A 25,794-nucleotide genomic window follows, 5' to 3' on the forward strand; every position below is an offset into this window, starting at 1 on the left:
ACGGCACCAACTCACGAGGATTGCATGAGCAAGCAGATTTTGATTCTTCCTGGCGACGGCATCGGCCCGGAGATCATGGCCGAAGCGGTCAAGGTGTTGACGCGGGTCGACGCACAACATGGCCTGGGTTTCAGCCTGGTGTACGACGAACTGGGTGGTGCGGCCTACGACAAGTACGGCAGCCCGCTAGCCGACGAAACGCTGGAGCGCGCGCGCGCTGCCGACGCGGTGCTGCTGGGCGCCGTGGGTGGGCCGCAATGGGACAGCATCGATCCGTCGCTGCGCCCGGAGCGTGGTTTGCTCAAGATCCGCTCGCAGCTGGGTTTGTTCGCCAACCTGCGTCCAGCGTTGTTGTATCCGCAGTTGGCCGATGCCTCCACGCTCAAGCCGGAGGTCGTTGCGGGACTGGATCTGCTGATCCTGCGCGAGCTCACCGGCGGCATCTACTTTGGCCAGCCGCGCGGCAATCGCACGCTGGAAAATGGCGAGCGTCAGGCCTACGACACCTTGCCCTACAGCGAAAGCGAGATTCGTCGCATCGCCAAGGCCGGTTTCGAGATGGCGCGTTTGCGCGGCAAGAAACTGTGCTCGGTCGACAAGGCCAACGTGTTGGCCTCCAGCCAGTTGTGGCGCGCGGTGGTGGAAGAAGTCGCCAAAGACTATCCGGACATCGCGCTATCGCATATGTACGTGGACAACGCGGCCATGCAATTGGTGCGCGCGCCCAAGCAGTTCGATGTGATCGTGACCGACAACATGTTCGGCGACATTCTGTCCGACCAGGCGTCGATGCTCACCGGCTCGATCGGCATGCTGCCTTCGGCCTCGCTGGATGCCAACAGCAAAGGCATGTACGAGCCGTGTCACGGCTCGGCGCCGGATATCGCGGGGCAGGGCATCGCCAATCCGCTCGCGACCATCCTGTCGGTGGCAATGATGCTGCGCTACACCTTCGCGCAGGCTGCCGCCGCGGATGCAATCGAGAAGGCCGTCGGCAAGGTGCTCGACCAGGGCCTGCGCACCGCCGACATCTGGTCAGAAGGCACCACCAAGGTCGGTACGGTCGCGATGGGTGATGCGGTGGTGGCTGCGCTGTAAAGCGTTGGTTGGATGTATCGTTTTGTCGAACGTACTGGCGGTCATCGTCCTGTTTGGGCGATGGCCGCTTTCGTTTTTGCGGAGTCCATCGGTGCGCGCCGCCGCATCCGGTGTCGGGACACGCCCGAAGGAAACCGATCAAAGGTCGCGGATTGAGGTCCTGACCAACACAGTTGCTACACGGACGTACTTGCGGCCGTGTCTCACGGCGGCGCGCGTGCAAGCGTCCCTCAGTAAATCTTTGCTTCCGCCCAGAACTGACAGACTTCGTGTGTCGATATGCCGGTGGCACGGTGCCGTCTCCGGTGTCGGGACACGCCGTAAATCCGTCCCTGGAGGCTCAGTGGCGGCATCCATGCCGCCACATGGTCCCGACCCCAGAGACGACACCGCGCTTTCATTTCAATGCTGCGGATCGAAGAGCAAAAACACCTTGACTGTCGGTGCCAGCACAAGATTGAACAACCACGCATCAAGCGTTAACAGCGAGTGGGGCAAGGCTGGATACGAAACCAAAAGCCAAAAGCCAAAAGCCAAAAGCCAAAAGCCAAAAGCCAAAAGTCAAAACCCAAAGCCCAAGAACCAAAACGGCCAGCAGATCGCTCCGCTGGCCGTCAGGTCTGTTGCAAACTGTCAGTCGGTGCGTCGTTACGCCACCGCAGCCGTCTTGCCAGCAACCACGCCGCGCTCGCGTTGGCGCAACAGTCGGTTGGCTACATCCAGCCAAGCGAGTGCGCTGGCCTCGATGATGTCCTTGCTGGTGCCGGTGCCTTCGTACTCCACACCATCGTGGCGCACGCTCAGGCTGGCTTCGCCGCGTGCATCCGCGCCGATGCCCACGCTGTGCACCTGGTAGCTGTCCAGCTCCAGCTTCACGCCGGTGGCGGACGCCAATGCACCGAACAAGGCATCAACCGGGCCATTGCCCTGCGCGGTTTCCGCCACCCGATTGCCATCCGGATCCGATAGCTCCACCAACGCGTTGGCGCGGCTGCCGACGTCGCTGATGGTCATCGAGGCCAGACGGTAGCCTTCCTGCACGGTGGCGTCCTGCATCAATGCCTGCAGATCGGCATCGGTGACCACGCGCTGCTTCTCGCACAAGGCCTTGAACTGTTCGAAGACCAGCTTGACCTCTTCCTCTTCCAGCAGATACCCCAGCGCACGCAGGCGCTGCTCGACCGCTGCGCGGCCGCTGTGGCGGCCCAGCACCATCTGCGACGATTCCCAGCCCACATCTTCCGGGCGCATGATTTCGTAGGTGCCGCGGTGACGCAGCATGCCGTGCTGGTGGATACCCGATTCATGTGCAAAGGCGTTGCCGCCGACCACGGCCTTGTTGCGCTGCACCGGCATGCCAACCAGGCGCTGCAATAACTGCGAGGTCGACACGATGCGCGGTGTGTTGATCGCCGAATCGATGTTGTAGAACGCACCACGCACCTTCAGCGCCATGGTGATTTCTTCCAGCGCACAGTTGCCGGCGCGCTCGCCGATGCCGTTGACGGTGCACTCCACCTGACGCGCGCCGCCTTCGATGGCCGCCAGCGAATTGGCTACCGCCAGGCCCAGATCGTTGTGGCAGTGCGCGCTGAAGATCACCTTGTCGGCACCTTCCACGCTGGCGATCAGCCGCGCGAACATGCCGCGGATTTCTTCCGGCGTGGTGAAGCCCACTGTGTCGGGCAAGTTGATCGTGGTGGCCCCGGCCGCAATCGCCACACGGGTGACTTCGGCCAGGAAATCTTCTTCGGTACGGGTGGCGTCTTCGGCAGAAAACTCCACGTCATCGATGTAGCCGCGCGCCAGCGTCACGTGCTTGTGCACCGACTCCAGCACCTGCTCGCGGCTCATGCGCAGCTTGTGCTCGCGGTGCAGCGGGCTGGTGGACAGGAACACATGCAGGCGCGGGTTGGCCGCAGCTTCCAGCGCCTTTGCCGAGGTTTCGATATCGGCCTGCAGGCAGCGCGACAACACCGCCAGGGTGGGGCGGCGCAGCTCGCGGCCGATCATCGCGATAGCTTCGCGGTCGGAGTGCGAGCTGGCCGGGAATCCGGTTTCGATGATGTCGACGCCGAGTTCGTCCAGCGCGCGCGCCATGACCAGCTTTTGCTGGGGCGTCATGCTGCAGCCGGGGGATTGCTCGCCGTCGCGCAGGGTGGTGTCGAAAATTCGGATACGCGGGGTCTGGTTGGATACGGTCGTGTTCACCAGGAAGACTCCTCTACGGCGATGGCGGTGACAGGCGTTGAAGCGACTGCGGATGGGCGGGAAAGAGCGTGTGTTTGGGGTGGAGGCTTGACGCTGCGTTCGTTGCGAAGTCGCTCGGTATTGCGACGCCGCGGTTTGCGTGGCGGACGCGGCCGCACCTCGGACAAGAGTGCGGCCAAAACGGTTGCGTCGATATTACCGCCAGAGACCACCGCACATTTGCGTTTGCCTGCAACACGGCGACCGGCGGCCAATGCCAGGGCGCCAGCGCCTTCGGCGATGACGTGTTCTTCCAGTGCCAGACGCACCAGGGTTTCGCGGAGTTCGGCCTCACGCACGATCACTACGTCGTCGAGCAGGCTCGCGCACAGGCGGCGAGTCAGAAAGCCGGGAATCTTGACCTTGACGCCGTCGGCCAGCGTGGCGACGGGGGTGATTTCACGGAAGTCGCCGCGCACCGCACGCGCCATCGAATCGACGCCCTCGACCTGCGCGCCGACAATGCGCACGCCTTGCGATTTCAACGCCAGCGCCACACCGGAGGCCAGGCCACCGCCGCCGATCGGCACGATCACCACATCCGGTGCGTGCGCGGCCAGTTCGATGCCGACCGTGCCTTGCCCGGCAATCACGTCCGGGTCGTCGAAGGCCGACAGGAAGCGATAGCCGTTCTGGTCGGCCAGCTCGCGCGCAAACGCAAACGCTTCGTCATAGCTGTTGCCGTGTTGCCGCACGGTGGCGCCCCAGTGCGCGACACCGGCGATCTTGGTTTGCGGTGCGCCGTACGGCATCACCGTGATGGCCTGCACGCCGAGCCGATACGCCGACCACGCCACACCTTGCGCATGGTTGCCGGCCGAGGCGCAGATCACCGGGCGCTCGTCGCCGCGCTCCAGTCCCGCCAGCAATGCATTCAATGCACCGCGCACCTTGTAGGAGCCGGTGCGCTGCAGGTTTTCCAGCTTCAGCCACACGCCGAAACGCTCGGCGTAGTGCAGCGGCGTCGGCGACAAGTACTTGCGCAAACGCGCCTGTGCGGCCAGCACGTCGGCCACGCTGACGGCCACGTCGCTTACGTCTGGTTCCTGCGAAGAGGGGCGGCCGGAATCAGGCATTGCGGCACGCGCGCGGCCCATCCGGAAGAAGACACCTCCGGATGGCAGTCTGATGGTCGCGCGAAGTCTGCATGCCCGAGGTCTGGGTGGTCATGCGGCCGCCTCGACCGTTTCCAGTGCCGTGATCACCACCGACTCGCAGTCGTAGACCTTTTCCAGCTGCAGGCGCAGTGTTTCCGGCGGCCGGCTGCTGTCCACGTCCAGCTGCAAATGCCAGCGCCCGGCATCGTCGGGCGCGGCGGCGCCCTGGATGGCGCACGGGCGAAACCCGCGGCGCTCGGTCATGCCGATCACGCGCACCAATGCGCCTTCGGCCGGCTTCAGCACCAGGTCAAGCCGGTAACGCATGTGTCGTCTCCTTGACCGCGTGTGCGGGATTGCTGTCCAGCATGGTGCTGTTGGCGTTATTGGGCGGCACCAGCGGCCACACGTTGGCGCGTGCGTCGATGGCCACATGCAGCAGGCCGGGGCCCGGCTGCGCCAGCAACTCCGCCAGCGCTGCATCGACATCGCCGCGCGCGATGATGCGCTTGGCCGGAATACCGAACACTTGCGCCAGCGCGGCGAAATCCGGGTTGTCGGACAGATCGATCTCGCTGTAGCGCTCGGCGAAGAACAACTCCTGCCACTGCCGCACCATGCCCAGCGAGCTGTTATCGAGCAGCACGATCTTCACCGGCAGCTTGCAGCGCGCAATGGTCACCAGCTCCTGCACATTCATCATGAAACTGCCGTCGCCGGAGACCAGCACCACGGTGCGATCGGGGCAGGCGAACTGCGCCCCCATCGCCGCTGGCAGGCCGAAGCCCATGGTGCCGAGCGCGCCGCTGGTGAGGTGATTACGCGGATCGTTGAAGCGGCAATGCTGGGCCACCCACATCTGATGCTGCCCCACATCGCAGGCGATGATGGTATCGGGCGGGGCCACTTCGCTCAGGCGCTTCAGCAGCGCCGGTGCGTAGATATCGGTACCGGGCGCGTCGTAACGCGCACCGAATTTTTCGCGATTGGCAAAGCAGCGCGTCCGCCATGCCTGGCAGTTGCCGCGTGCTGCGCTCAACGCCTTGAGACTGGTTGCCACGTCGCCAGGTACGGCGATATCGGCAGTGCGCAGCTTGGAAATTTCATACGCATCGGCATCCAGATGGATGACACGTGCGAACGGTGCGAACTCACTCAACTTGCCGGTGGCGCGGTCGTCGAAACGGGCACCGACCACCACCAACAGATCGCATTCCTGGATCGCCATATTGGCGGCCCGCGTGCCATGCATGCCCAGCATCCCCAGGTAATCCGGATGCGCGTGCGGCAACGCACCCAGCCCGCGCAAGGTCAGCGCGGTCGGGATGCCGGTGGCTTCGACAAAGCGCCGGAATGCTTCCACCGCATCGGCCAGTGCTATCCCGCCACCGCCGTACACCACCGGGCGCTCGGCGATGGCGATGGCTGCCAGTGCGTCGGCCAGTTTCGCGTCCGACGGTGCCGGTGGCGGCAGCACTGCGGCGGGCACATGCTCGGGCAGATGCGAGGCATCGGCGATCTGCACGTCCTTCGGCAAGTCGATCAACACCGGGCCCGGGCGACCTTCCCGCGCGATGCGAAACGCATCGCGCACGATCTCCGGCAACTGGTCCACGCTGCGCGCCAGAAAACTGTGCTTGACGATCGGCATGGTCATGCCGAACACGTCCAGTTCCTGGAACGCATCGGTGCCCAGCAAGGGCGTCGCGACCTGGCCGGTCAGGCACACCATCGGCACCGAATCGAGCATCGCGTCTGCGATGCCGGTGACCAGATTGGACGCGCCCGGGCCGGAGGTCGCCACGCACACGCCCACCTTGCCGCTGGCACGAGCGTAGCCGTTGGCGGCGAGGGCGGCGCCCTGTTCGTGACGGACCAGGATGTGCTTGAGCCTGGAATCCACCAGGGCGTCGTAGAACGGCATGATGGTGCCGCCCGGATAACCGAACAGCGTTTCCACGCCCTCGGCTTCCAGGGCCTGCGTCAGCCAGCGCGCGCCATTGCGGGGCGTGCTGTGTGCGGAGGTATTCATGCGTTGCGAACCTTCGGTGTTAAGCGGTGGGGGATGCGGCGGCGTTATGCCGCTTGTTGATTCGCCGGTGCGGCAGCGGCTTGCTGTTCGCCGTTGAGCCAGACCATCTTTGCGCGCAGTTTCTTGCCCACTTCCTCGATCGGGTGCTCCAGATCGGCCTGCTTGAACTTGGTGTAGTTCGGCAGACCGGCTTCGTATTCGGCCACCCAGTTCTTGGTGAAGGTGCCGTTCTGGATGTCGGTCAGCACGTCCTTCATGCGCGCCTTGGTGCTGGCGTCGATCACGCGCGGGCCGCTGACATAGTCGCCGTATTGTGCGGTTTCGGACACGAATTCCAGCATGCGGGTGATGCCGCCTTCGTAGAACAGGTCCACGATCAACTTCAGTTCGTGCAGTACTTCGTAATACGCGATTTCCGGCTGGTAGCCGGCTTCCACCAGCACTTCGAAACCGGCCTGTACCAGCGACGAGGCACCGCCGCACAGCACGGCCTGCTCGCCGAACAGATCGGTCTCGGTCTCTTCCTTGAAAGTGGTCTTGATGATGTTGGCACGTGCGCCGCCCAGGCCGCCGGCATAGGTCAGCGCAAACTGCTCGGCCTTGCCGCTGGTGTCCTGGTACACCGCATAGATGCACGGCACGCCGCGGCCAATTTCATACTCGCGACGCACCAGCGCGCCCGGGCCCTTGGGCGCGACCAGCACCACGTCCAGATCGGCACGCGGCTTGATCATGTCGAAATGCACGTTCAAACCATGCGCGAACAGCAGGCAGGCGCCTTGTTTCATGTTCGGCGCGATGACCTCTTCGTAGAGCTTCTTCTGCACCATGTCCGGGGTCAGGATCGCGACCAGGTCGGCGGTCTTCACCGCGTCGGACGGCGCCACCACGGTGAAGCCATCAGCCTGCGCCTTGGATTCGGTCGGGCCACCGGGACGCAGGCCGACGGTGACGTCGAAACCGGAATCGCGCAGGTTCAGCGCATGCGCGCGGCCCTGGCTGCCGTAGCCGATGATCGCGATTTTCGGTTGGGTGTCGTTGCTCATGAAGTAATCCTTGCGGGGTTGGCAGTGGAAAAGAGATCAGCTGGCAGCGCGGACGCTGGTCGGCCGAGCAAAGCGGGGATGAGCGAAAACGCTACACATGCATACGCTTGCAGCAGCGCAATGACTGGCGCTGATGGAAGACAGTGCGGCGATGTCAGTGATGTCGTTCATGTCATTCGAAACTTTTGGGGGTCCCTGAAACGCGAAACCCCGCGCCGTTGCCGGTGCGGGGTCTGATCGAAGCCTTGTGTGTCTGTTGCCTACACGAAGTCTCGTCCCGCATCGGTTGGCGAGCTAATAAGTACGAGCACGAGAAGCGACGCTGCCAACGCGCCGAAAGGCGCGGACATCAAAGCGTTCGAGGTGGTGGGGCGGTGCGGCATGGACTGAGATAACCATCGCCGCCGGTGAGGTGTCAACCCTTGCGGGTGAAACATCTGTATTGGCAGCATGCGCTCAGCGCGAAGCCGCATGGCAGCAGCATGGTTTCTGCTGAAACCGGATCGGCGGCGTGTCAATAACGCCAACCTGCATCACCAACTGCGCGGTTTTATCGCCTCAGTGCGACCGGGATCGAACGCTGCGACGGAGGCCGCTGTTATGGTTGGTGTTTCATTCGTTGTGTCATGGGGGAGCTCTTGATCATGCGTCGCGTACCCGTCTTATTGGTGTCTGCTCTGGCGCTGCTTGCGCCGCCTCTTGGCGCCGCCGACCGTGTCACCGGACAAGCCTTCGCCACCCGCTCCGAAGTGATCGCCCCGCATGCGATGGCGGCGACCTCGCAACCGCTGGCCACCCAGATCGCGTTGGATGTGATGAAAAACGGCGGTTCGGCGGTGGACGCGGCGATCGCCGCCAATGCGGCGTTGGGCTTGATGGAGCCGACCGGCAATGGGGTGGGTGGGGATCTGTTCGCCATCGTGTGGGATCCCAAGACCAGCAAGCTTTACGGCTACAACGGCTCGGGCCGCTCGCCCAAGTCGCTGACCCTGGCCGAGTTCCAGCGGCGCGGGCTGAAAGACATTCCGCCGACCGGGCCGCTGCCGGTGTCGGTGCCGGGCGCGGTGGATGGCTGGTTCGCATTGCACGAGCGCTTCGGGCGCAAGCCGATGGCGCAGAACCTGGCGCCGGCGATCCGCTACGCGCGCGAAGGCCACCCGGTGGCGGAAACCATTGCCTATTACTGGGACCGCTCGGTGCCGCGGCTGTCGCAATACCCAGGCTTCAAGGAGCAGTTCACCATCGACGGGCACGCCCCGCGCAAGGGCGAGCTGTGGAAGAACCCGAACCTGGCCAACACCTTGCAGCAGATCGCCGACGGCGGCCGCGATGCGTTCTACAAGGGGCCGATCGCACACACCATCGGCACCTACTTCAAGGCCAATGGCGGCTACCTGAGCTACGAGGACATGGCCAGCCATCAGGGCGAATGGGTGGAGCCGGTCAGCACCAACTACCGCGGCGTTGATGTGTGGGAGCTGCCACCCAATAGTCAGGGCATCGCGGCGTTGCAGATGCTCAACATCCTGGAAGGCTACGATTTTTCCAAGATCCCGTTCGGCTCGGCCGAGCATGTGCACCTGTTCACCGAGGCCAAGAAGCTGGCCTTTGCCGACCGTGCGCGCTTCTATGCCGACCCTGCCTTCCAGCCGGCACCACTGGCCAGGCTGGTGTCCAAGGAGTACGCCGCCCAGCGCCGGTCGCTCATTTCCATGGACAAGGCCTTGAAGGAAGTGCAGCCCGGCACGCCCAAACAACTGGAAGAGGGCGACACCATCTACATGACCGTGGCCGATGCCGACGGCATGATGGTGTCGTTGATCCAGTCCAACTATCGCGGCATGGGCAGCGGCATGGCGCCACCGGGGCTGGGCTTCATCCTGCAGGACCGCGGCGAAATGTTCGTGTTGAAGAAGGACCACCCCAACGGCTACGCGCCGGGCAAGCGGCCGTTCCAGACCATCATCCCGGCGTTCGTCACCAAGGACGGCAAGCCGTGGTTGAGCTTTGGCGTGATGGGCGGGGCGATGCAGCCGCAGGGGCACGTGCAGATCGTGATGAACCTGGTGGACTTTCATATGAATCTGCAGGAAGCCGGCGATGCGCCGCGCATCCAGCACGAGGGTTCCACCGAGCCGACCGGGCAGGCCACCGCGATGAGCGATGGCGGCGAGCTCAATCTGGAAACCGGATTCTCCTACGACACCATTCGCGCGTTGATGCGCAAAGGCCACCGGGTGATCTTTGCCGACGGCCCGTATGGCGGCTATCAGGCGATCGCGCGCGACCCGGCCAACGGCGTGTATTACGGCGCCTCGGAAAGCCGCAAGGATGGGCAGGCCGCCGGCTACTGAGCAAGCCGCCACGGATGAGTACGCCGCTCAATTCTGCCCGCCGCGCGCCGCTAATGACACTGATGGTTTAGGAATCCCCATGAGCTCGATGCAATCGCCTGACCTGCCGTCGCACACGCGTGCGGCCCTGCTTCCCGACGCGCCGGTCGCCTTGCTGCGGCTGTCGGCGGAGGCGTGTGTGGTGGCCTGCAACCGCGCCGGCCTCGACGTGCTGGGCAAGACCGCCACTGAATTGGATGGTCTGCCGGCATCCGTGCTGTGGGGATTGAGCGCCACTGATCTGGTTGGCGACGAAGGCGTGTGGGCTGCGCCGGGCGACGACCCGGCCCGGCGCGTGCGTTACGTCCGCGACCGCGAGCACGGCGGCTGGATGCTGTCGTTGCCGCATGTCGAGACCGCCATTTTGTTGCGCGAAGCCACGCGGCTGGCCGACGGCAGCCGCCCGGTGCCGATCTCCCCGCTGCTGCAGCCCTTGGTGGCACGCCTGCAGGCCGAACACGAAGACCGCACCGTGCTGGAGCGCACCGCGCAGGCGTTGGCTGGCTGCGAACTGGAACTGCTGCTCCCGCCCGGTCTGGCAGACACCGACATGGGGCGCCGGCTGCAGGCCGGCTTCGGCAATCTGGCCGAAGCGATCCGCCAGGCAGTGGCGCTGTCGGTGCAGATCGCCGCCGAAGTGCCGCCGTTGGTGGCCGAAAACGACGAGATGGTGCGCCAGTCGCAGGCGCAAACCGAGGCGCTGGACGGCGCACGCACTGCGGTGGAGCGGCTGTCGTCGAGCCTGCAGGACGTCAACGCCGAACTGGCCCAGGTCATCGCGCTGGCTGCCAGCGCCGATGAAAGCGCGCGGCAAGGCGTGGCCGCGGCACATGCGCTGGGCCAGGCCATGCACGAAGTGGAACGCCGCGCGGCACGTGCCGGCGAGGTCATCGAGGTCATCGACTCGGTGGCGTTTCAGACCAATATTCTGTCGATCAACGCCAGTATCGAAGCGGCGCATGCCGGCGCTGCCGGGCGCGGCTTTGCGGTGGTCGCCACCGAGATTCGCCGTCTGGCCGAACGTGCCGCTGCGGCGGCGCGCGATGTGCGCGCGATCCTGGCCGAAACCAGCGCTGCAGTGGGCGAGGGCGCGGCCTCCGCGCGCGGCACCGAGGCGGTGCTCGATGGCATCACCCGTGTGCTTGGGCAGGCCAGTAGCGCGATGACCACGGTGGCCGGGCGCATCCAGGCGCAGGACGGCGAAATTCGCGGCATCGAGCGTGCCGTGGATGGAGTGGTGGCGCTGGGCCGCAGCAATCTGCAGCACGCCGCGCACGTGGCCGAACGCAGCGAAGCGCTGGAACGCGGCACCGAAACTCTGCGCGACTGCGTGGGCCTGTTCCGCCTGCCGGCCGATCCGCTGCAGGTGCCCAGGCACGCGCGCGTCAAGGAGCTCGCCGTCGCCACGGCGGGCAAGATCGGTACTGCATTGGCGCAGGCCATCGCGCGTGGGCAGATTGACGAAGCGGCGTTGTTCGCGCGCACCTACACCCCGATTGCCGGTGTGGAGCCGCCCAAGTTCAGCACCGACTTCGACGCGGTGTGCGATCACGTGCTGCCTCCGTTGCAGGAGCCCTTGCTGGATGCGCATCCGTGGATCGTGTTTGCGATCTGCGCCAATCCCGACGGCTACGTACCTACCCACAATCTCCGTTTCACCCAGCCACTGACCGGCGACCCCAAGCGCGATCTGGTCGGCAACCGCACCAAGCGCAAGTTCTCCGACCGCGTTGGCCGCAGCGTCGGCGCGCATACCGACCCATACCGCTTGCAGGTCTACCGCCGCGATACCGGCCAGATCATGTTCGATCTGTCTGCCCCGATCTTCGTCGGCCGCAAGCATTGGGGTGGCCTGCGGGTGGGCTATACGCTGGAGTGACGTGAGCTGGCCTTACTGCGGCGTGGTCGGCGTGGTGCCGCCCGCCCCCGCCGCTGCGGTTGTCGGATTCCCCAACTGTTTGGCCAGGAAGCCTTCTAGGGTGCGGTAAAAGGCGATCTGGTTGGCGTCCTTGTAAAACCCGTGGCCTTCCTTGGGCACCGCCATCCATTCGGGCGCGTTGCCGCTACGCGTGAGCGCAGCACTCAGGCTCTTGGCCTGGGCAAAGGGTGCACGCTCGTCCTCTTCGCCGTGGACCAACAGCACGGGTGCCTTGATGCGTTCGGCCAGCGAAACCGGCGAGTGCGCGGCAAGCTCGGCTGCGTCGCGGCCGATCACACGTTGCAGGTAATTGGTGCCGGACGCGCTCTGATTGATATCGCCTTTGGTGTACATCATCTGCAGGTCGTAGATGCCGGCCACCCCCACCGCGCAGCGGAACAGGTCCGGTGCCTTCACCTGCACCATCATCGCCGCGTACGCGCCAAAACTGGCCCCGTAGCTGCAGATCCGCGAGCGATCGGCCAGGCCCTGGTCGATCGCCCAACGCACGCCATCCACCAGATCGTCCTGGATCTTTTCTCCCCACTGGCGGTAGCCCGCCCGTTCGAAGGCATTGCCGCGGCCGGTGCCGCCGCGGTAGTTGACCTGCAGCACCAGGTAGCCACGGTTGGCGAGAAATTGCGCATCGGTATCGAACGCCCAACCGTCGCCGTCGGCATGCGGGCCGCCATGTGGCAGCAGGATCATCGGCAGGGGCGCGCCCTGGCCGGCCGTCGCCGGAACGGTCAGTACGCCGTCCAGCGTCAGCCCGTCGCGAGCCTGGAAGCGCACCATGCGCCGCTCGCTCATCAGTGCCGCGGGCAGGGCGCTACGGGCTTTGATGACGAGCTTGAGCGTATTGGTCGGGCGATTGAAGATGTACCAGGCGCCGGCATCGCGGTCGCTATAGGCCTTCAGCAGCACGGCGCTGCCATCTTCGGTGAAGTTGACGAAATCCACGTACTGACCCGCCAAGGTCTCGCTGAGGCTGCGATGCAACTGCGCCGGTGCGCTGTCGGGCGCGACATAGCGCAGCGCGGGCCGGCCCGGTCCCAGTCGGGCCGCGAACGGTGCATAGGGTGCCGGGCTCCATTGCAGATCATCCACGTCGTAGAACGGGTCGGACGCCAGTACGCTGCGCTGTTGGCCGTCCGGATCGCTGGACACCAATGCCGCCGGGCCGCCGGAGACGCTGTACCAGCCATAGACACGACCGGGCTGTTCGGCAAACGCAATCGGGCGCCAATTGGCCTGGACCTGCGTCAGCGGTGTCCAGCCGTTGCCGTTGCGGCGGAACAGCAGCGAATTGTCGTCGTCATCGGTGCCGTAGGCGTACTGCGCCACATCATCGTTGTCGAGCACGAACCTCAGGCGCGGCACGTCGATGTCGGCCATCAGCCGGTGGGTGGTGGTGCTCGCGTCCACGTCGTACAGCATCGAATGGCGCGAATCCAGCGACAGCCGCCGCATGTAGAAGTGCCCATTACGCCGGCTCGGCAGCCCTTCGATGTAGCCGAAGCCGCGCTCCAGCCCCGCATTGCGCGTGCTTTGCTGGTAGCCGTAGACGTAGCGCTGATTGCCGCCATCCAGGTCGGTGGCGATGATCTCGCCCATCGGCACAGGTTCTTCCAGCGAGCCAAGCTTGCGGCCCTTGCCGATCACCAGCCGCCGCTCGCTGACCCAGGCAATGCGCACCGGCAACTCGCAGCGCGGCAGGCGCAGCATGGTGGTGGATTGCATGTCGGCGATGCGATACACCACCAGCGCGTAGCTGCCATCCCCAAGATCGGCGCTGACCGCCAGATGCTTGCCGTCCGGCGACATCGCGGGCGAGGAGATAGGGCCGGATTCGACGAATGCTTCCGCCGGTAGCGGCTCGGCCGCCGCGCCAGGTCCTACCGTCCCGATCAGCATTACTGCGATCCACGCACACCGTTGCATCTATTGCATTCGCGTCTCCAATCCCTGTGTTTCACACGACGATAACGAAACGTAGCCGGCGGCTGCAAGTGGCCGATAAAAAATGCCGCCGGAGTGCGGCGGCAAGGGAGAGAGAGCAGTTTTCTGGTTGTTGTGCGGCCACGCTAGCCAGCCGATGTGCCGTGAACATGTCTGGGCATGTCAGCTGCACTCCTGCGTTCATCGGGCAGCTTCTACGCGGCGCGTCAGTGCGGTATCCACGCAACCGCGCATGCTGCCGGTATCGGCGATGTGGTTTAATCGCCGCCGAAGTGGGGGTACCGCAGTGCGCTGCGGTTGAGATAGTCCCTTCGAACCTGATCCGGCTCATACCGGCGTAGGGAAGCTTCGTTAGATGCGAGGGTCCGTGACTGCACGGGCACCTGAGTGTTGAGCGCCGCCGCTTCGTCCGCACTGCGACTTCTTCGCAGAGCCAGCGCCCTTGGTGCTGGTTTTCCAGCACACAGGACGAACGCCATGAATGCCGCGCCCACCGTTTTGCAACAACAAGCCCAATCGTTATCCGAGGCTGTGACCCAGCCGATCCCCGGCTCTCGCAAGATCTTCGTTTCCGGCTCGCGTGCCGACCTGCAGGTGCCGATGCGCGAGATCGCATTGACGCGCACGCCGACGCTGTTCGGTGGCGAAGACAATGCGCCGCTCAGCGTCTACGACACCTCCGGGCCGTACACCGATCCGCAGGCGGCGATCGATCTTGCTGCCGGCCTCGCGCCGTTGCGTGCCGACTGGATTGCCGAACGTGGCGATACGGTGGCGCTGGACACCTTGAGTTCGCACTTCGGGCGCGGCCGCGAACACGATGCGCGGCTGGATGCGGTGCGCTTCCCCACACGGCGCTTGCCGCGGGTGGCGCTTGCTGGCGCCAATGTCACCCAGATGCATTACGCACGGCGTGGCATCGTCACTCCGGAGATGGAGTTCGTGGCGATCCGCGAGAACCAGCGCCTGGAGGCGGTGACCGATGCGATGCTGCGCAAGCAACATCCGGGCGAAGCGTTCGGTGCGTCGATCCAGCAACGCATCACGCCGGAATTCGTGCGCGACGAAATCGCCCGCGGCCGCGCGATCCTGCCCAACAACATCAACCACCCGGAAAGCGAACCGATGATCATCGGTCGCAATTTCCTGACCAAGATCAACGCCAATATCGGCAACAGCGCGGTGTCGTCTGGCATTGCCGAGGAAGTGGAGAAACTGGTGTGGTCGATCCGCTGGGGCGGCGACACGGTGATGGATCTGTCCACCGGCAAGCACATTCATGAAACGCGCGAGTGGATCATCCGCAACTCGCCGGTGCCGATCGGCACGGTGCCGATCTATCAGGCGCTGGAAAAAGTCGATGGTCGTGCGGAAGAACTGACCTGGGAGATCTTTCGCGACACCTTGATCGAGCAGGCCGAGCAGGGCGTGGACTACTTCACCATCCACGCCGGTGTGCTGTTGCGCTATGTGCCGCTCACTGCGAAGCGGGTGACGGGCATCGTGTCGCGTGGTGGATCGATCATGGCCAAGTGGTGTCTGGCGCACCACAAGGAGAACTTTCTCTACACGCACTTCGAAGATATCTGCCAGATCATGAAGGCCTACGACGTGGCGTTTTCGCTGGGCGATGGGTTACGTCCGGGTTGCATCGCCGATGCCAACGACGCCGCGCAGTTCGGTGAGCTGGAAACGCTGGGCGAGTTGACCAAACTGGCGTGGAAGCACGACGTGCAGACCATGATCGAAGGGCCGGGCCATGTGCCGATGCAGTTGATCAAGGAAAACATGGACAAGCAGCTGCGCGAATGCGGCGAGGCGCCGTTCTACACCTTGGGGCCGCTCACCACGGACATCGCGCCCGGCTACGACCACATCACCAGCGCGATCGGCGCGGCGATGATCGGCTGGTTCGGTACCGCGATGCTCTGCTATGTCACGCCCAAGGAGCATCTGGGCCTGCCCAACCGGCAGGACGTGCGCGACGGCATCATGGCTTACAAGATTGCCGCGCATGCGGCCGATCTGGCCAAGGGACATCCAGGCGCACAGGTGCGCGACAACGCGCTGAGCAAGGCGCGCTTCGAGTTCCGTTGGGACGACCAGTTCCATCTCGGGCTGGATCCGGAAAAGGCCAAGGAATTTCACGACGAAACCCTGCCCAAGGACGCGCACAAGCTGGCGCATTTCTGTTCGATGTGCGGGCCGCACTTCTGTTCGATGAAGATCACCCAAGATGTGCGCGACTACGCGGCCGAACATGGCATGGGCGAAGAGCACGCCTTGTCGGCTGGCATGGAAGAGAAGGCCTCGCAGTTTCTGGCGCAGGGCGCGCAGGTCTATCGCGCCTCCTAGTCCGCAGACCTGCATTGGGTTGCCCGTAGCGCACGGCCCGCTTATCAAAAATTCAGCTTTGGTTGACCAGATCGCATCGCTGCGCGCAAGTGCCGCGATGCGATCGCGCTGCAAGCGGTTACAACAGATAAGGCTTTGCGGCGTTTTAGCTGAATCGCAGATAAAAAAATCGCGCCAGAAGGCGCGAAGGGAACATCGTAATTATTTGAATTCGTCGGCGAGAGAGAGAGAGCCTGACGTCGCCGCCTGTCATAGGAAGCAACGAGGCATAGAGTAAAATTTGCACCAATTGGATGCATGACACAGTTGGTCGTGGTCCTTTGCTGAATTTGGCGTTTCGCACTCAGTGCGATGCGTCTTTGTAGTCCTTGCATGCCGATGCGTGTCTTTGCCGATGAGTGTTCCTCCTGCTACTGCAATGTCATCTGGCCGGCTGCGCGTCGGGCCGTGTGTGGTCGACGTTGCCTCGCGCGAAGTGCACGCACCGGGCGCGCGGCGGGCGTTGCGGTTGCCTCCCAAATCGTTGGCTGTGCTGCTGACCCTGGCACGACAGCCAGGGCAGGTGGTCACGCGCGAGCAGCTGCTCGCCGAGGTGTGGCCGGATACCCTGCCGACCAACGATGTCGTGACCCAGGCGGTGACGCAGCTGCGAAAAGCGTTTGCCAGCAGCGGCAGTCAGCGTTCCGAGTACATCGAGACGATTGCCAAGACCGGGTACCGCCTGATGGCGCCGGTGGCGTGGGAGGCGTACGCGGATGTGTCGGCGATGCAGGCGCAGACCGCATCCACGCCGGCGTCGCCTGGCGTGCAGCAGCCCGTGCAGAACGCGCCGTCCGCTACAGAAGCGGTGAGCACTGCGGCTGAGGCCAGTCATCGCACGCCGAAACAGGCTGCAGCGCCGTTGCCTGCAGCAGCAATGACGCCGCGCCGACGCCGCTGGATGACGCTGGCTGTGGCCAGCCTGGCGCTGGTGGTGGTGCTAGGCCTTGCGGCACGCACGCTGTGGCTGCGTGCGCCGGCAACCGAGGGCGCAACGTCGGCAGCTGTTCCGGGCAGCCCCAAGCGGCCGTACCAGGTCATCACCGCAGGCGGCGGATTCGACCTCACGCCCAGCCTCTCGCCCGACGGCAGCAGGGTGGCTTACGCCTCGCTGACCAGCGATCGGCAGGGGACCTCGATCCTGGTCAAGACGACCGACAACGCCTATCCGCGCGTGCTGGAAGCGCCTGCGCCCGGCATCTCGGATCGACTGCCTGCCTGGTCGCCGGATGGGCGCGAAATCGCGTTCTCCCGGCAGGCGCCGGATGGAAGTTGCAGGATCATGATCGCTGCTGCGGCAGGTGAGTCTGCAGCCCGCGAGGTGGTGCGCTGCGATGGCGCGGACATGCTCAGTTTCAGCTGGTCGCCCGACGGCCGCGCGTTGTTGTTCGGCAGCATGACCGGCCCGCAAGGTGCGCCCCGAATCCGGCGTCTGGATCTTGAGACCGGGCAATGGCAGGGATTGACGTACAGCGCGCAACCGACCGACTTCGACTACGCACCGCGCTATTCCCCGGACGGGCAATGGATTGTGTTTCTGCGCAATCCGCAGCTGGGCGATTTGTGGCGGATACCCGCGCAAGGCGGCAGCGCGGAGCGATTGACGCACGACAATGCCGATATCCGTGGTTGGAGCTGGTTGCCGGACGGCAGTGGGCTGATCTTCGGGCGTCGCGTAGATAGCGAAGCGCGTTTGTATCGGCTCGATCTGGTCGCTCGTAGCCTGCACGATCTGGGCGTGGACGATGCGCAGGCGCCGGACGTGGCACACGGGCATCTGGTCTTCGTGCAGCGCAAGCCGCAGTTCGGGGTGTATCAGGTCATCCACGACCCCATGAATGGTGGCTACATCCGGCGTCGCCTGTTTCCCTCCAATGGGCGCGACGATCAACCAATGATTGCGCCCGACGGGCGTCAGCTCATCTTCGCGTCCAATCGCTCCGGTGCGTATGGGTTGTGGTGGGGCGATGTCACCAATCCTGGCTCGGTGCGGTTGATCGAAGGGATCCGCCCGGATGCGCGACAGGCTGCCGATTGGTCGGCTGATTCGCAGCAAGTGCTGGTCAGCGGCAGCGACGCGGATGGACACGCTGCGCTCTTTGAAGTGACTCCGAGCACCGGCAAGACGGTACGCCTGCCGGTACCGCAACCGCGGCCATTGCAGGCGATCCATCTTCCCGATCCCAACCGGTTGCTGGTCGTGGCTGCGGCCGACGATGGTCATACCTTTGCCACGCTATATGACCGCAGCAGCAGCCCCTGGCGCGCGCTGGCCACGCTGCAGGATGTCTCGCAACTGCGCCTGGATCGCATCAGCGGGCAGGTGCTGTTGACGCATCTGAGCGGGGCAGGGCTATGGCAGGTTGCGCCAACCCTGGCTGCCGATACCGTGCAGCCGGTGGACGCGCAGCAACCATCGCGTTGGCGCTATCGCAGCTGGGCAACGGGAACTCAGGGTCAGGTGCATTACCTGTCGTCCAATGACAGTTGCGCCACGCACGACAGTGCGCTCGGCGGCGGTCGCGCGCAGTGCCTGGACGCGGCGAAGTTCACCACCATCAACGGTTTCAGCCTGGATCAGCGCAGCGGTGCGATGTATGTGGCGCTGGCAGAAGAAGACGGCAGTGCGATCGCCTACATGGCATTGCCGGAGCAGCCATCGGTGTCCGTCGGCTTCATCTCCAACCTGTTGATGATGTTGAGAAAAATAGCCTCGTAACTCCTTCGGAAAGGCTTCGTGGCAATTTCGGCAGAGATTCGTCGAAACGTCCTGACTCACGCCAGATTCGGCAAAACACTACGCCCTCTTTTGTACAAGGGGCTGCCAACATGCAACAGGTCATCACTGCCGATCGCGGGCTCGCACTCTGCCTGGACGGTGCCAGCGACTCGACATCGACCACCTGTCTGGCCGTCTCGCGTCTTGGCAGCATCCGCACTGCCGCTTCGACATTCACCTTGTGGGTGCAGTTGCGGGGTCGCGCCTGGGTGGAGTCCAAGGAAGGCCGTTTCCGGCTGCGCGCCGGCGACTGGATCGCCTTCGACAAGGATTCGCATCCCACCGTGCAGGCAGATCGCAGCGCGCTGTGCGTTGGCGTCAGCCTGGATGGCACCAGCTTGCAGTCGTTGGCCGAGTTGACCGACGCCACGCTGTACCCGGGCCGTAGTCAGTTGTCGCGCAGCGACCTGCGCATTGCGCTGCGGCTGTGGCGTAACGCGGCATTGCAGAGCGGCAGCGCATCGGCGCGCCCGTTGTTGCTGCATCTGGCGGCGATGCAGCGCGACTTCGTTGAGCAGGAGCAGCGTTGCCCGGGCCGCTCGCGTAGCCGCCGCCGTCAAGTGTTCGGCCGCATGCAGCGGGCCCGGCTCTATCTGGAAGGCAACAGTGACCGCGTCGTGCGCATCAGCGAACTGGCGCAGCTGACCAACTTCTCCAGTTGGTATGTGTCCAAGACATTCCAGAGCCTGTATGAAGAAAGCCCGCAGGCGCTGTCGGCACGTTTGCGGTTGGAGCGAGCCTCCGACTTGCTGCGCGATACCTCGATGATGATCGGTGAGGTTGCGGCCGCTAGCGGGTTCGACAATTGCTGCAGCTTCGCACGCGCATTTCGTGCGCGTTTTGGCGTCTCTGCATCGCGTTATCGCGAGCAGACGACCAATCCGCCAGATTCGGCAAAGCCACGGAACGTGACGCGCAAAGCGACGGCGTTCACGCAAACGTAATTTGCACGGGGGCGCTTAACGCGCCACTAACGAACCCTGGAGAGATTGATGAACCTTCGCACCTCCGCAGTGCGGCTGGGCCTGTTGCCCGCCGGTATTGCGATCGCGTTGACGCCGGCTTTTGCCGCCAACGCACAAGAGCAGTCCGCCCCGTCGACCACGACGCTGGACCGCATCGAAATCACCGGCTCGCGCATCCGCTCGGTCGACGTCGAAACCGCACAGCCGGTCTTCACCGTCTCCCAGCAGGACATTCAGAAGTCCGGCCTGGTGAGCGTTGGTGACATCCTCCAGAACCTGTCGATTGCCGGTACGCAGACTTACAGCAAGGCTGCTGTGCTGACCTCCGATCCGGAACAGGGCGGCCAGTACGTCAACCTCTACAACCTGGGTGAGAACCGTACCCTGGTGTTGGTGAACGGCAAGCGTTGGACCAGCAGCCTGAACGGCCTGACCGACATGTCCACCATCCCGAGCTCGCTGATCGAGCGCATCGAAGTCCTGAAGGATGGCGCCTCGGCGATCTACGGCTCCGACGCTGTGGCCGGTGTGGTCAACATCATCCTGCGTCAGAACTACGACGGTGCAGAAGCCTCGGCGTACTTCGGCCAGAACGGCCGTGGCGACGGTTCCAAGGAGCAGTACTCCTTCACCGCCGGCACCACCACCGACCGCGCCTCGCTGGTGTTCGGCGTCAACTACACCAACGAAGACCCGGTGTGGGCCAAGGACCGCGCGCTGACCCGTTACTCGGCCGGCCCGAACCACATCGAAGATGGTCTGAGTGCAACCGGCCCGTGGGGTCGCTTCACCTCCAACGACCAGACCTACATCCTCAATCACACCGGTTCGTTCGACGGCCGTGGCGTGGGTGCGGATTCGCGCAACATCGCCAACTACCACAACGACATCACCACCGACGACTACTTCAATTCCGTCGACCAGATGATGTTGCAGCAGTCCAGCCGCAACAAGTCGATCTTCACGACCGGCAGCTACAACCTGACCGACAGCGTGACCTTCAAGTCGACCGCGATGTACTCCGAGCGCGACTCGAACCGTCAGATCGCCGGCTACCCGCTGCAGGCTTCTTCGCAGCCGCAGTTCCCGGTGGCGATCAGTGGCAGCAGCTACTACAACCCGGTTGGCCAGGACATCAACAGCTGGTTCCGTCGTACGGTTGAATTGCCGCGCACCACCGAAAGCAACGTCAAGACCCTGCATTTCGATGCAGCGCTGGAAGGCGTGTTCGACGTCGGCAGCCACGGCTGGAACTGGGACGTTGGCTTCAACTACAACAAGTACGATGTGACGCAGGTTTCGCGCGGCAACATCAACTTGCTGGCGCTGCAGAAGGCACTGGGCCCGTCGTTCCTCAATGCACAGGGTCAGGTGCAGTGCGGTACCGCAGCGGCTCCGATCGCGCTGGGTACCAGCAATGCGCTGGGCCAGTGCACCCCGTTCAACATCCTGGGTGGCCCGTCGGCCTCCACGCCGAACGCGCTGCAGTACATCAATGCGCTGGGTCAGGCCACGCAGCAGAGCCTGAGCAAGCAGTGGACCGCCAACGTCACCGGTGGTCTGTTCGATCTGCCGGCCGGTGAGCTGGGCTTCGCCGCAGGCGTCGAGCACCGCGAAATCAGCGGTTACGACTATCCGGATCAGCTGTCCAGCGCCGGTTACACCACCGACCTGGCGGCACAGGCCACCGAAGGTCGCTACCAGACCAACGAAGCCTACCTGGAGTTGTTGATTCCGGTGCTGAAGGATCTGCCGGGCGCCAAGGAACTGTCGTTCGACGTGGCCGCCCGTTACAGCAACTACAGCCGCTTCGGCGATACCACCAACAGCAAGTTCAGCTTCACCTGGAAGCCGATCGACGACCTGCTGGTGCGCGGTACCTACGGCACCGGTTTCCGTGCGCCGACCCTGTCGGACACCTTCGGTGGCGGCTCGCAGACGTTCGATACCTTCACCGATCCGTGCGACGCCACCTTCGGCTCGCTGGGCAACGCGGGCGTGGCAGCACGTTGCGCTGGCGAAGGCTTGCCGGCTGGCTTCCGTCAGACCGATACCGCGGGCAACGCGGTCACGCGTCGCGACGTGCAGGGCAACGCACCGTTCAACTCGGGCGTGGGCAATGCCGAACTCGAACCCGAGTACAGCATCACCCGCACCGTGGGCATGGTCTACAGCCCGCATTGGGTGCAGGGCCTGGACTTCTCGCTGGACTGGTACCGCATTTCGATCTCCAACATCATCACCGCCCTGTCGGCCAATGATGTGTTGAACAACTGCTACCTCAACAATCTGGCCAGCTACTGCGCCGACTACGGTCGCGACGCGGTCACCGGCCAGGTCACCACGCTGAGCCGCGGCAACGTCAACCTGGGCCGTCTGGAAACCGAAGGCTACAACTTCGGTGTGCGTTACCGCATGCCGGAAACCGCGTACGGCAAGTTCGCTGTCAACCTGGACACCAACTACCTGGCGACCTACAAGTCGCAGGCAGAAGCCGGTGCCGAGTGGGCAAACTCCGCCGGCTACTGGAACTTCCCGCGCGTGCGTGCCACCTTGGGTCTGGACTGGTCGCTGGGCGCGTTGTCGGCCAACTGGAACCTGCGTTACTACGGCGGCTTCCGCGATTACTGCTGGGATGCAGCGGCAGGCATCGAGTGCAACAACCCGAACTACCAGACCCCGAATCCGGGCTGGGGCGGTGGTACCGGTTCCAACAAGAAGGGCTCGATCTCCTATCAGGACGTCTCTGTCACTTGGCAGGCTCCGTGGGATGGCAGCGTGACCGTTGGTGCCCGCAACATCTGGAACAAGCAGCCGCCGGTGACCTACTCGATCACCAACAGCAGCACTGCGGCGATCGATCCGATGCTCGATTACGACCGCTTCCTGTTCGTGCAGTACAACCAGCGCTTCTGATCATCGAAGCGTCGTAATGAAAAGCGGGCCGAAAGGCCCGCTTTTTTTATGTCCGTCATTGCTGGTGCCGGGATGCGACGAACGCAGCGCTCATGCGTTGTGTCGTGCGCCAGCGCTGCGTAGAAACCTGCATAGCCATCTGGAACACGCATCCCGTTGTTCAGGGCAACCATGCGAAAGCTGTACGCTGCAAAGGGCTGCTGCACCCCTCTGCGCTATCTGCAACGCCAAAGAAAAAGGCGCGAATCTCTCGCGCCTCCATCGTTTCACTATTCGCACTAAGTGGTGCGGTCACTCACGCCTCGGCAAGCCCCAGCAACGTCTCGGCCTGCTCGCGCCAGGTCGGCAGTCGGGAAATGACGCCGACCTTGGACAGATACTCTTCGTCCACCGTCTCGCCGCTGGCCAGTGCCGTGGCGACGTGCACCGCACCGGTCACCCAGAAGCTGCGCAGGCTGGAGCGCTGCGGATGGCGATGGAACGCCACCGCTTCGATGATCGGCATCGGCAGGCCCCACAGGCCAAGCAGATACGCGCCGGCTTCGGTATGGCCCAGGCGCTCGTCGCCGCCTTCCAGTGGTGGTTCGCGCTCGTCGCGCACGCCCGGCAACAGCAAGCCGATGTCGGCCAGCAAGGCGGCGGTGGAGCCGAGTTCGGCGCTGGTGGGTGGCAACACTTTCGCCGCCAGTCGCGAAGAGAGCAGGGCGCGGCGCTGCATCGCGCTACGCTCGGCCGGGGTCAACGTCTGCACCGAGAACACTTCGCTGGCCAGCACCAGGTCGCGCAGCGTCGCCACGCCCAGGCGGGTGACCGCCGTGCGCAGGTCGGTGATGCTGCGTCCGCCGGAAAAGAACGCCGAATTGCACAGCTGCAGCACCTTGGCCGCAATCGCCGGGTCGCCGGCGATGAGCTTGGCGATGTCGGCCGCATCGGCGCCATCGTCTTCTTCCAGCGCATGCATCAGGCTCAGATACAGATGCGGCGGCGAGGGCAGCTTTTCGATGCGCCCGATCGCCGCGCGCAGACGTGGATTGCTGAGCAGGTCGCGCAGTTCTTCCAGGCTGGTGACGGCCTCGAGCAGCACTTCCGGCGCCAGCGGCATCGGAAGGAAACGATGGGCCACGCCGATGATGCGGGCCGGCGGCGTCCGCTGGCCGTCCTGGGCATCGATCAGCGCGATGCGGATGGTGTCCGGGCGCAGCGTGCGGATCTGCCCCAGCAACGTGGCAGCAGTCAGGTCCGGTAACACCGGGGCAACGATGACGGCATCGAATGGCGACAAGGCGGCAGCTTCGATCGCCGAATTTCCATCGGCCACCTGCTGCGCCTGCCACTGGTCGCCGAGATCGGCGACGTAGTCGACCAGGTCGGACGGAAGACTGGCTTCGTCCCCAACAAACAGAATACGCAAGACACTTCCCCAGAAGTCACCGACGGTAGACGCCGGCCAAACGCAACTCGGCAATGTACCCAATCTACCGGCGGCGGTCACCGGGATCACGGCAAAAGCGTGATCCCGGTCGCTCCGCAAGTGCGGAGCAGTGTTACGGCCAACGGCTCAGGGCGCGTCGGAATTATAGCGTTCCACCGATTCGACCAGGATGCGCTTGGCCTCGGCCGCGCCGCCCCAACCGTCGAGCTTGACCCACTTGCCCTTCTCCAGATCCTTGTAATGCTCGAAGAAGTGACCGATGCGCTCCATCCAGTGGCTGGACACCTGGTTGATATCTTCGATATGCGCGTAGCCGGAGAAGATCTTCTCGATCGGCACCGCCAGGATCTTTTCGTCGCTGCCGGCCTCGTCGCTCATGCGCAGCACGCCGACCGGACGGCAGCGCACCACCGACCCCGGGACCAGCGGCAGCGGCAGGACCACCAGCACGTCGGCCGGATCGCCGTCGCCGCACAGGGTGTTGGGCACGTAGCCGTAGTTGCAGGGGTAACGCATCGGGGTCGACAGGATGCGGTCGACAAAGATCGCGCCGCTGGCCTTGTCCACTTCGTACTTGACCGGCTCCGAATCCTTGGGGATTTCGATGACGACGTTGATTTCTTCCGGCAGATTCTTGCCAGAGGTGACCAGTTCAAGGCCCATGCGGGTAGCTCCGAAGCGTCAGCAGTGTGTGGAGCGCGATTCTACGCGTTCGGCTGTTGCGCTGCAGCGACACTGAATGGGCAATCTTCTGAGGGTTCGATGCGGCATAGCCTGCATTCATCACGGGTGGCTCGCTGATCGCTGCTTCTCTGGGCACCGGGCACGCTGCAGGCTCATCCACTGCTCGGGGAAACGCCATGTTCAGGCTCGCACGCTTGCTCGTCGTACTGCTGCTGTCCCTCGCGGCCCAGCTGGCCGCTGCGGCAACGCCACTACCCACCTACGTGGACGCGGTGGACTGGCCGGCCAATGGAGAGGGCTGGGAGGCCTTCGTCGATCTGGAGCAGCGCTTGGACCGTGATTTCGACAATATTTGCGGCGACACCTTCTGCGGAGGCGAATTCAGCGACTACCAGCCGCTGCGCTTTCGTTGCTCGGTCCACCGCGTCACCGGCGTGGTGCGCAGCTGCATCTGGACCTTCGGTGCGAGCGAGATCAGCGTCGATCCGCGTAGCGGCTATCTCCGCTCCGACAGCCGGGTCTGGCGCTGCACGGCGCCCCTGAAGGCTGGCACGCGCCTGGACGAGATGTACCGTGTGCTTGCGGTGACCAACCCCTTGTTCGAGCCGCTGCCGGGCGGCGCACCGCCGATCTACGATGGCCTGATTGGTTGTCTTTGAGATTGGCTGTCTTTGAGAGATGGCAAAGGCGGGTGTCGTTGCTGCCACGTTATGACGGCGCACGTTCGCAGTGCCGCAGGGACGCCAAACGACCGCCAATACGTTCGCTGCGAAGACAGTGACGTCAGTATTGTCCGACGCGATAGCCAGCTTTCCCGCGCAATGACCTGCG

Annotated in this window: 16 protein-coding genes and 1 riboswitch; of the genes, 8 read left to right on the forward strand and 8 right to left on the reverse strand. The window is 64.1% G+C overall.

What is annotated here, in order from left to right:
• Nucleotides 1-24 precede the first annotated feature (24 nt).
• Nucleotides 25-1,098: a 3-isopropylmalate dehydrogenase gene (leuB, locus tag RQH86_RS11565; RefSeq protein WP_311238517.1), complete on the forward strand. Its 1,074-nt coding sequence runs from the start codon at nucleotides 25-27 to the stop codon at nucleotides 1,096-1,098.
• A 648-nt stretch (nucleotides 1,099-1,746) separates the two neighbouring features.
• Here the strand turns inward: leuB and RQH86_RS11570 are convergent.
• The 5 genes from RQH86_RS11570 to ilvC all read right to left on the reverse strand — a co-directional run bounded on the left by RQH86_RS11570 (nucleotide 1,747) and on the right by ilvC (nucleotide 7,523).
• Complete coding sequence (locus tag RQH86_RS11570) at nucleotides 1,747-3,309, reverse strand: 2-isopropylmalate synthase (RefSeq protein WP_055848434.1); 1,563 nt, start codon at nucleotides 3,307-3,309, stop codon at nucleotides 1,747-1,749.
• A complete protein-coding gene (locus RQH86_RS11575; protein WP_311238516.1) occupies nucleotides 3,306-4,424 on the reverse strand; it encodes a threonine dehydratase in 1,119 nt (372 codons plus the stop codon). The genes RQH86_RS11570 and RQH86_RS11575 overlap by 4 nt, the downstream gene beginning before the upstream one ends.
• A 90-nt stretch (nucleotides 4,425-4,514) precedes the next feature.
• Nucleotides 4,515-4,772, reverse strand: coding sequence for an ACT domain-containing protein (locus RQH86_RS11580; RefSeq protein WP_055848439.1), 258 nt, complete (start codon nucleotides 4,770-4,772; stop codon nucleotides 4,515-4,517).
• The gene (gene ilvG / locus RQH86_RS11585) at nucleotides 4,756-6,477 is read right to left on the reverse strand and encodes an acetolactate synthase 2 catalytic subunit (protein ID WP_311238515.1); all 1,722 of its coding nucleotides are present in this window, start codon (nucleotides 6,475-6,477) and stop codon (nucleotides 4,756-4,758) included. Before ilvG ends, RQH86_RS11580 begins: the two co-directional genes overlap by 17 nt.
• A gap of 44 nt (nucleotides 6,478-6,521) precedes the next feature.
• A complete protein-coding gene (ilvC, locus tag RQH86_RS11590; RefSeq protein ID WP_115528851.1) occupies nucleotides 6,522-7,523 on the reverse strand; it encodes a ketol-acid reductoisomerase in 1,002 nt (333 codons plus the stop codon).
• Between the two features lie 644 nt (nucleotides 7,524-8,167).
• Here ilvC and ggt point away from each other — a divergent pair.
• A complete protein-coding gene (gene ggt, locus RQH86_RS11595; protein WP_311238514.1) occupies nucleotides 8,168-9,877 on the forward strand; it encodes a gamma-glutamyltransferase in 1,710 nt (569 codons plus the stop codon).
• A gap of 79 nt (nucleotides 9,878-9,956) precedes the next feature.
• The gene (locus tag RQH86_RS11600) at nucleotides 9,957-11,795 is read left to right on the forward strand and encodes a methyl-accepting chemotaxis protein (protein ID WP_311238513.1); all 1,839 of its coding nucleotides are present in this window, start codon (nucleotides 9,957-9,959) and stop codon (nucleotides 11,793-11,795) included.
• Nucleotides 11,796-11,807: 12 nt separating this feature from the next.
• Here RQH86_RS11600 and RQH86_RS11605 read toward each other — a convergent pair whose 3' ends face one another.
• Entirely contained in the window at nucleotides 11,808-13,748 is a 1,941-nt protein-coding gene (locus RQH86_RS11605) for a prolyl oligopeptidase family serine peptidase (RefSeq protein WP_311238512.1), read from the reverse strand.
• A gap of 309 nt (nucleotides 13,749-14,057) precedes the next feature.
• Nucleotides 14,058-14,155, forward strand: a riboswitch (TPP riboswitch).
• Nucleotides 14,156-14,270: 115 nt separating this feature from the next.
• Between RQH86_RS11605 and thiC the strand changes: the two genes are divergently transcribed.
• From thiC to RQH86_RS11625, 4 genes are all read left to right on the forward strand, one after another.
• The gene (gene thiC, locus RQH86_RS11610) at nucleotides 14,271-16,148 is read left to right on the forward strand and encodes a phosphomethylpyrimidine synthase ThiC (RefSeq protein WP_311238511.1); all 1,878 of its coding nucleotides are present in this window, start codon (nucleotides 14,271-14,273) and stop codon (nucleotides 16,146-16,148) included.
• 418 nt (nucleotides 16,149-16,566) lie between these two features.
• On the forward strand, nucleotides 16,567-18,906 hold the full coding sequence (locus RQH86_RS11615; protein WP_311238510.1) for a winged helix-turn-helix domain-containing protein: 2,340 nt from the start codon (nucleotides 16,567-16,569) through the stop codon (nucleotides 18,904-18,906).
• A gap of 110 nt (nucleotides 18,907-19,016) precedes the next feature.
• Complete coding sequence (locus RQH86_RS11620; RefSeq protein ID WP_115528848.1) at nucleotides 19,017-19,910, forward strand: helix-turn-helix transcriptional regulator; 894 nt, start codon at nucleotides 19,017-19,019, stop codon at nucleotides 19,908-19,910.
• 48 nt (nucleotides 19,911-19,958) lie between these two features.
• Nucleotides 19,959-22,847 carry a TonB-dependent receptor gene (locus RQH86_RS11625; protein ID WP_311238509.1) on the forward strand — a complete coding sequence of 963 codons (2,889 nt, stop codon included), beginning with the start codon at nucleotides 19,959-19,961 and terminating at the stop codon, nucleotides 22,845-22,847.
• Nucleotides 22,848-23,142: 295 nt separating this feature from the next.
• Here the strand turns inward: RQH86_RS11625 and RQH86_RS11630 are convergent, their stop codons facing one another.
• Complete coding sequence (locus RQH86_RS11630; RefSeq protein WP_055848462.1) at nucleotides 23,143-24,258, reverse strand: HDOD domain-containing protein; 1,116 nt, start codon at nucleotides 24,256-24,258, stop codon at nucleotides 23,143-23,145.
• A 147-nt stretch (nucleotides 24,259-24,405) separates the two neighbouring features.
• Nucleotides 24,406-24,942 (reverse strand): inorganic diphosphatase, encoded by a 537-nt coding sequence (gene ppa / locus RQH86_RS11635; RefSeq protein WP_005990841.1) that lies wholly within the window; start codon nucleotides 24,940-24,942, stop codon nucleotides 24,406-24,408.
• A 197-nt stretch (nucleotides 24,943-25,139) separates the two neighbouring features.
• Here ppa and RQH86_RS11640 point away from each other — a divergent pair, with 197 nt between their 5' ends.
• A complete protein-coding gene (locus RQH86_RS11640) occupies nucleotides 25,140-25,622 on the forward strand; it encodes a hypothetical protein (RefSeq protein ID WP_311238508.1) in 483 nt (160 codons plus the stop codon).
• The last annotated feature ends 172 nt before the right edge of the window (nucleotides 25,623-25,794 follow it).

The organism is Xanthomonas sp. WCS2018Noco2-27 (genome assembly GCF_031843525.1).
In the GTDB taxonomy this organism is placed as follows: Bacteria; Pseudomonadota; Gammaproteobacteria; order Xanthomonadales; family Xanthomonadaceae; genus Xanthomonas.

Excerpts from the sequence above, each read along its gene's own strand:
- RQH86_RS11605 (WP_311238512.1), bottom strand. The coding sequence starts at position 13,748 with ATGCTGATCGGGACGGTAGGACCTGGCGCGGCGGCCGAGCCGCTACCG.
- RQH86_RS11575 (WP_311238516.1), bottom strand. The coding sequence starts at position 4,424 with ATGCCTGATTCCGGCCGCCCCTCTTCGCAGGAACCAGACGTAAGCGAC.
- ggt (WP_311238514.1), top strand. The coding sequence starts at position 8,168 with ATGCGTCGCGTACCCGTCTTATTGGTGTCTGCTCTGGCGCTGCTTGCG.
- ilvC (WP_115528851.1), bottom strand. The coding sequence starts at position 7,523 with ATGAGCAACGACACCCAACCGAAAATCGCGATCATCGGCTACGGCAGC.
- RQH86_RS11615 (WP_311238510.1), top strand. The coding sequence starts at position 16,567 with ATGTCATCTGGCCGGCTGCGCGTCGGGCCGTGTGTGGTCGACGTTGCC.
- leuB (WP_311238517.1), top strand. The coding sequence starts at position 25 with ATGAGCAAGCAGATTTTGATTCTTCCTGGCGACGGCATCGGCCCGGAG.
- RQH86_RS11600 (WP_311238513.1), top strand. The coding sequence starts at position 9,957 with ATGAGCTCGATGCAATCGCCTGACCTGCCGTCGCACACGCGTGCGGCC.
- ppa (WP_005990841.1), bottom strand. The coding sequence starts at position 24,942 with ATGGGCCTTGAACTGGTCACCTCTGGCAAGAATCTGCCGGAAGAAATC.
- RQH86_RS11640 (WP_311238508.1), top strand. The coding sequence starts at position 25,140 with ATGTTCAGGCTCGCACGCTTGCTCGTCGTACTGCTGCTGTCCCTCGCG.
- ilvG (WP_311238515.1), bottom strand. The coding sequence starts at position 6,477 with ATGAATACCTCCGCACACAGCACGCCCCGCAATGGCGCGCGCTGGCTG.
- RQH86_RS11620 (WP_115528848.1), top strand. The coding sequence starts at position 19,017 with ATGCAACAGGTCATCACTGCCGATCGCGGGCTCGCACTCTGCCTGGAC.
- RQH86_RS11625 (WP_311238509.1), top strand. The coding sequence starts at position 19,959 with ATGAACCTTCGCACCTCCGCAGTGCGGCTGGGCCTGTTGCCCGCCGGT.
- RQH86_RS11580 (WP_055848439.1), bottom strand. The coding sequence starts at position 4,772 with ATGCGTTACCGGCTTGACCTGGTGCTGAAGCCGGCCGAAGGCGCATTG.
- thiC (WP_311238511.1), top strand. The coding sequence starts at position 14,271 with ATGAATGCCGCGCCCACCGTTTTGCAACAACAAGCCCAATCGTTATCC.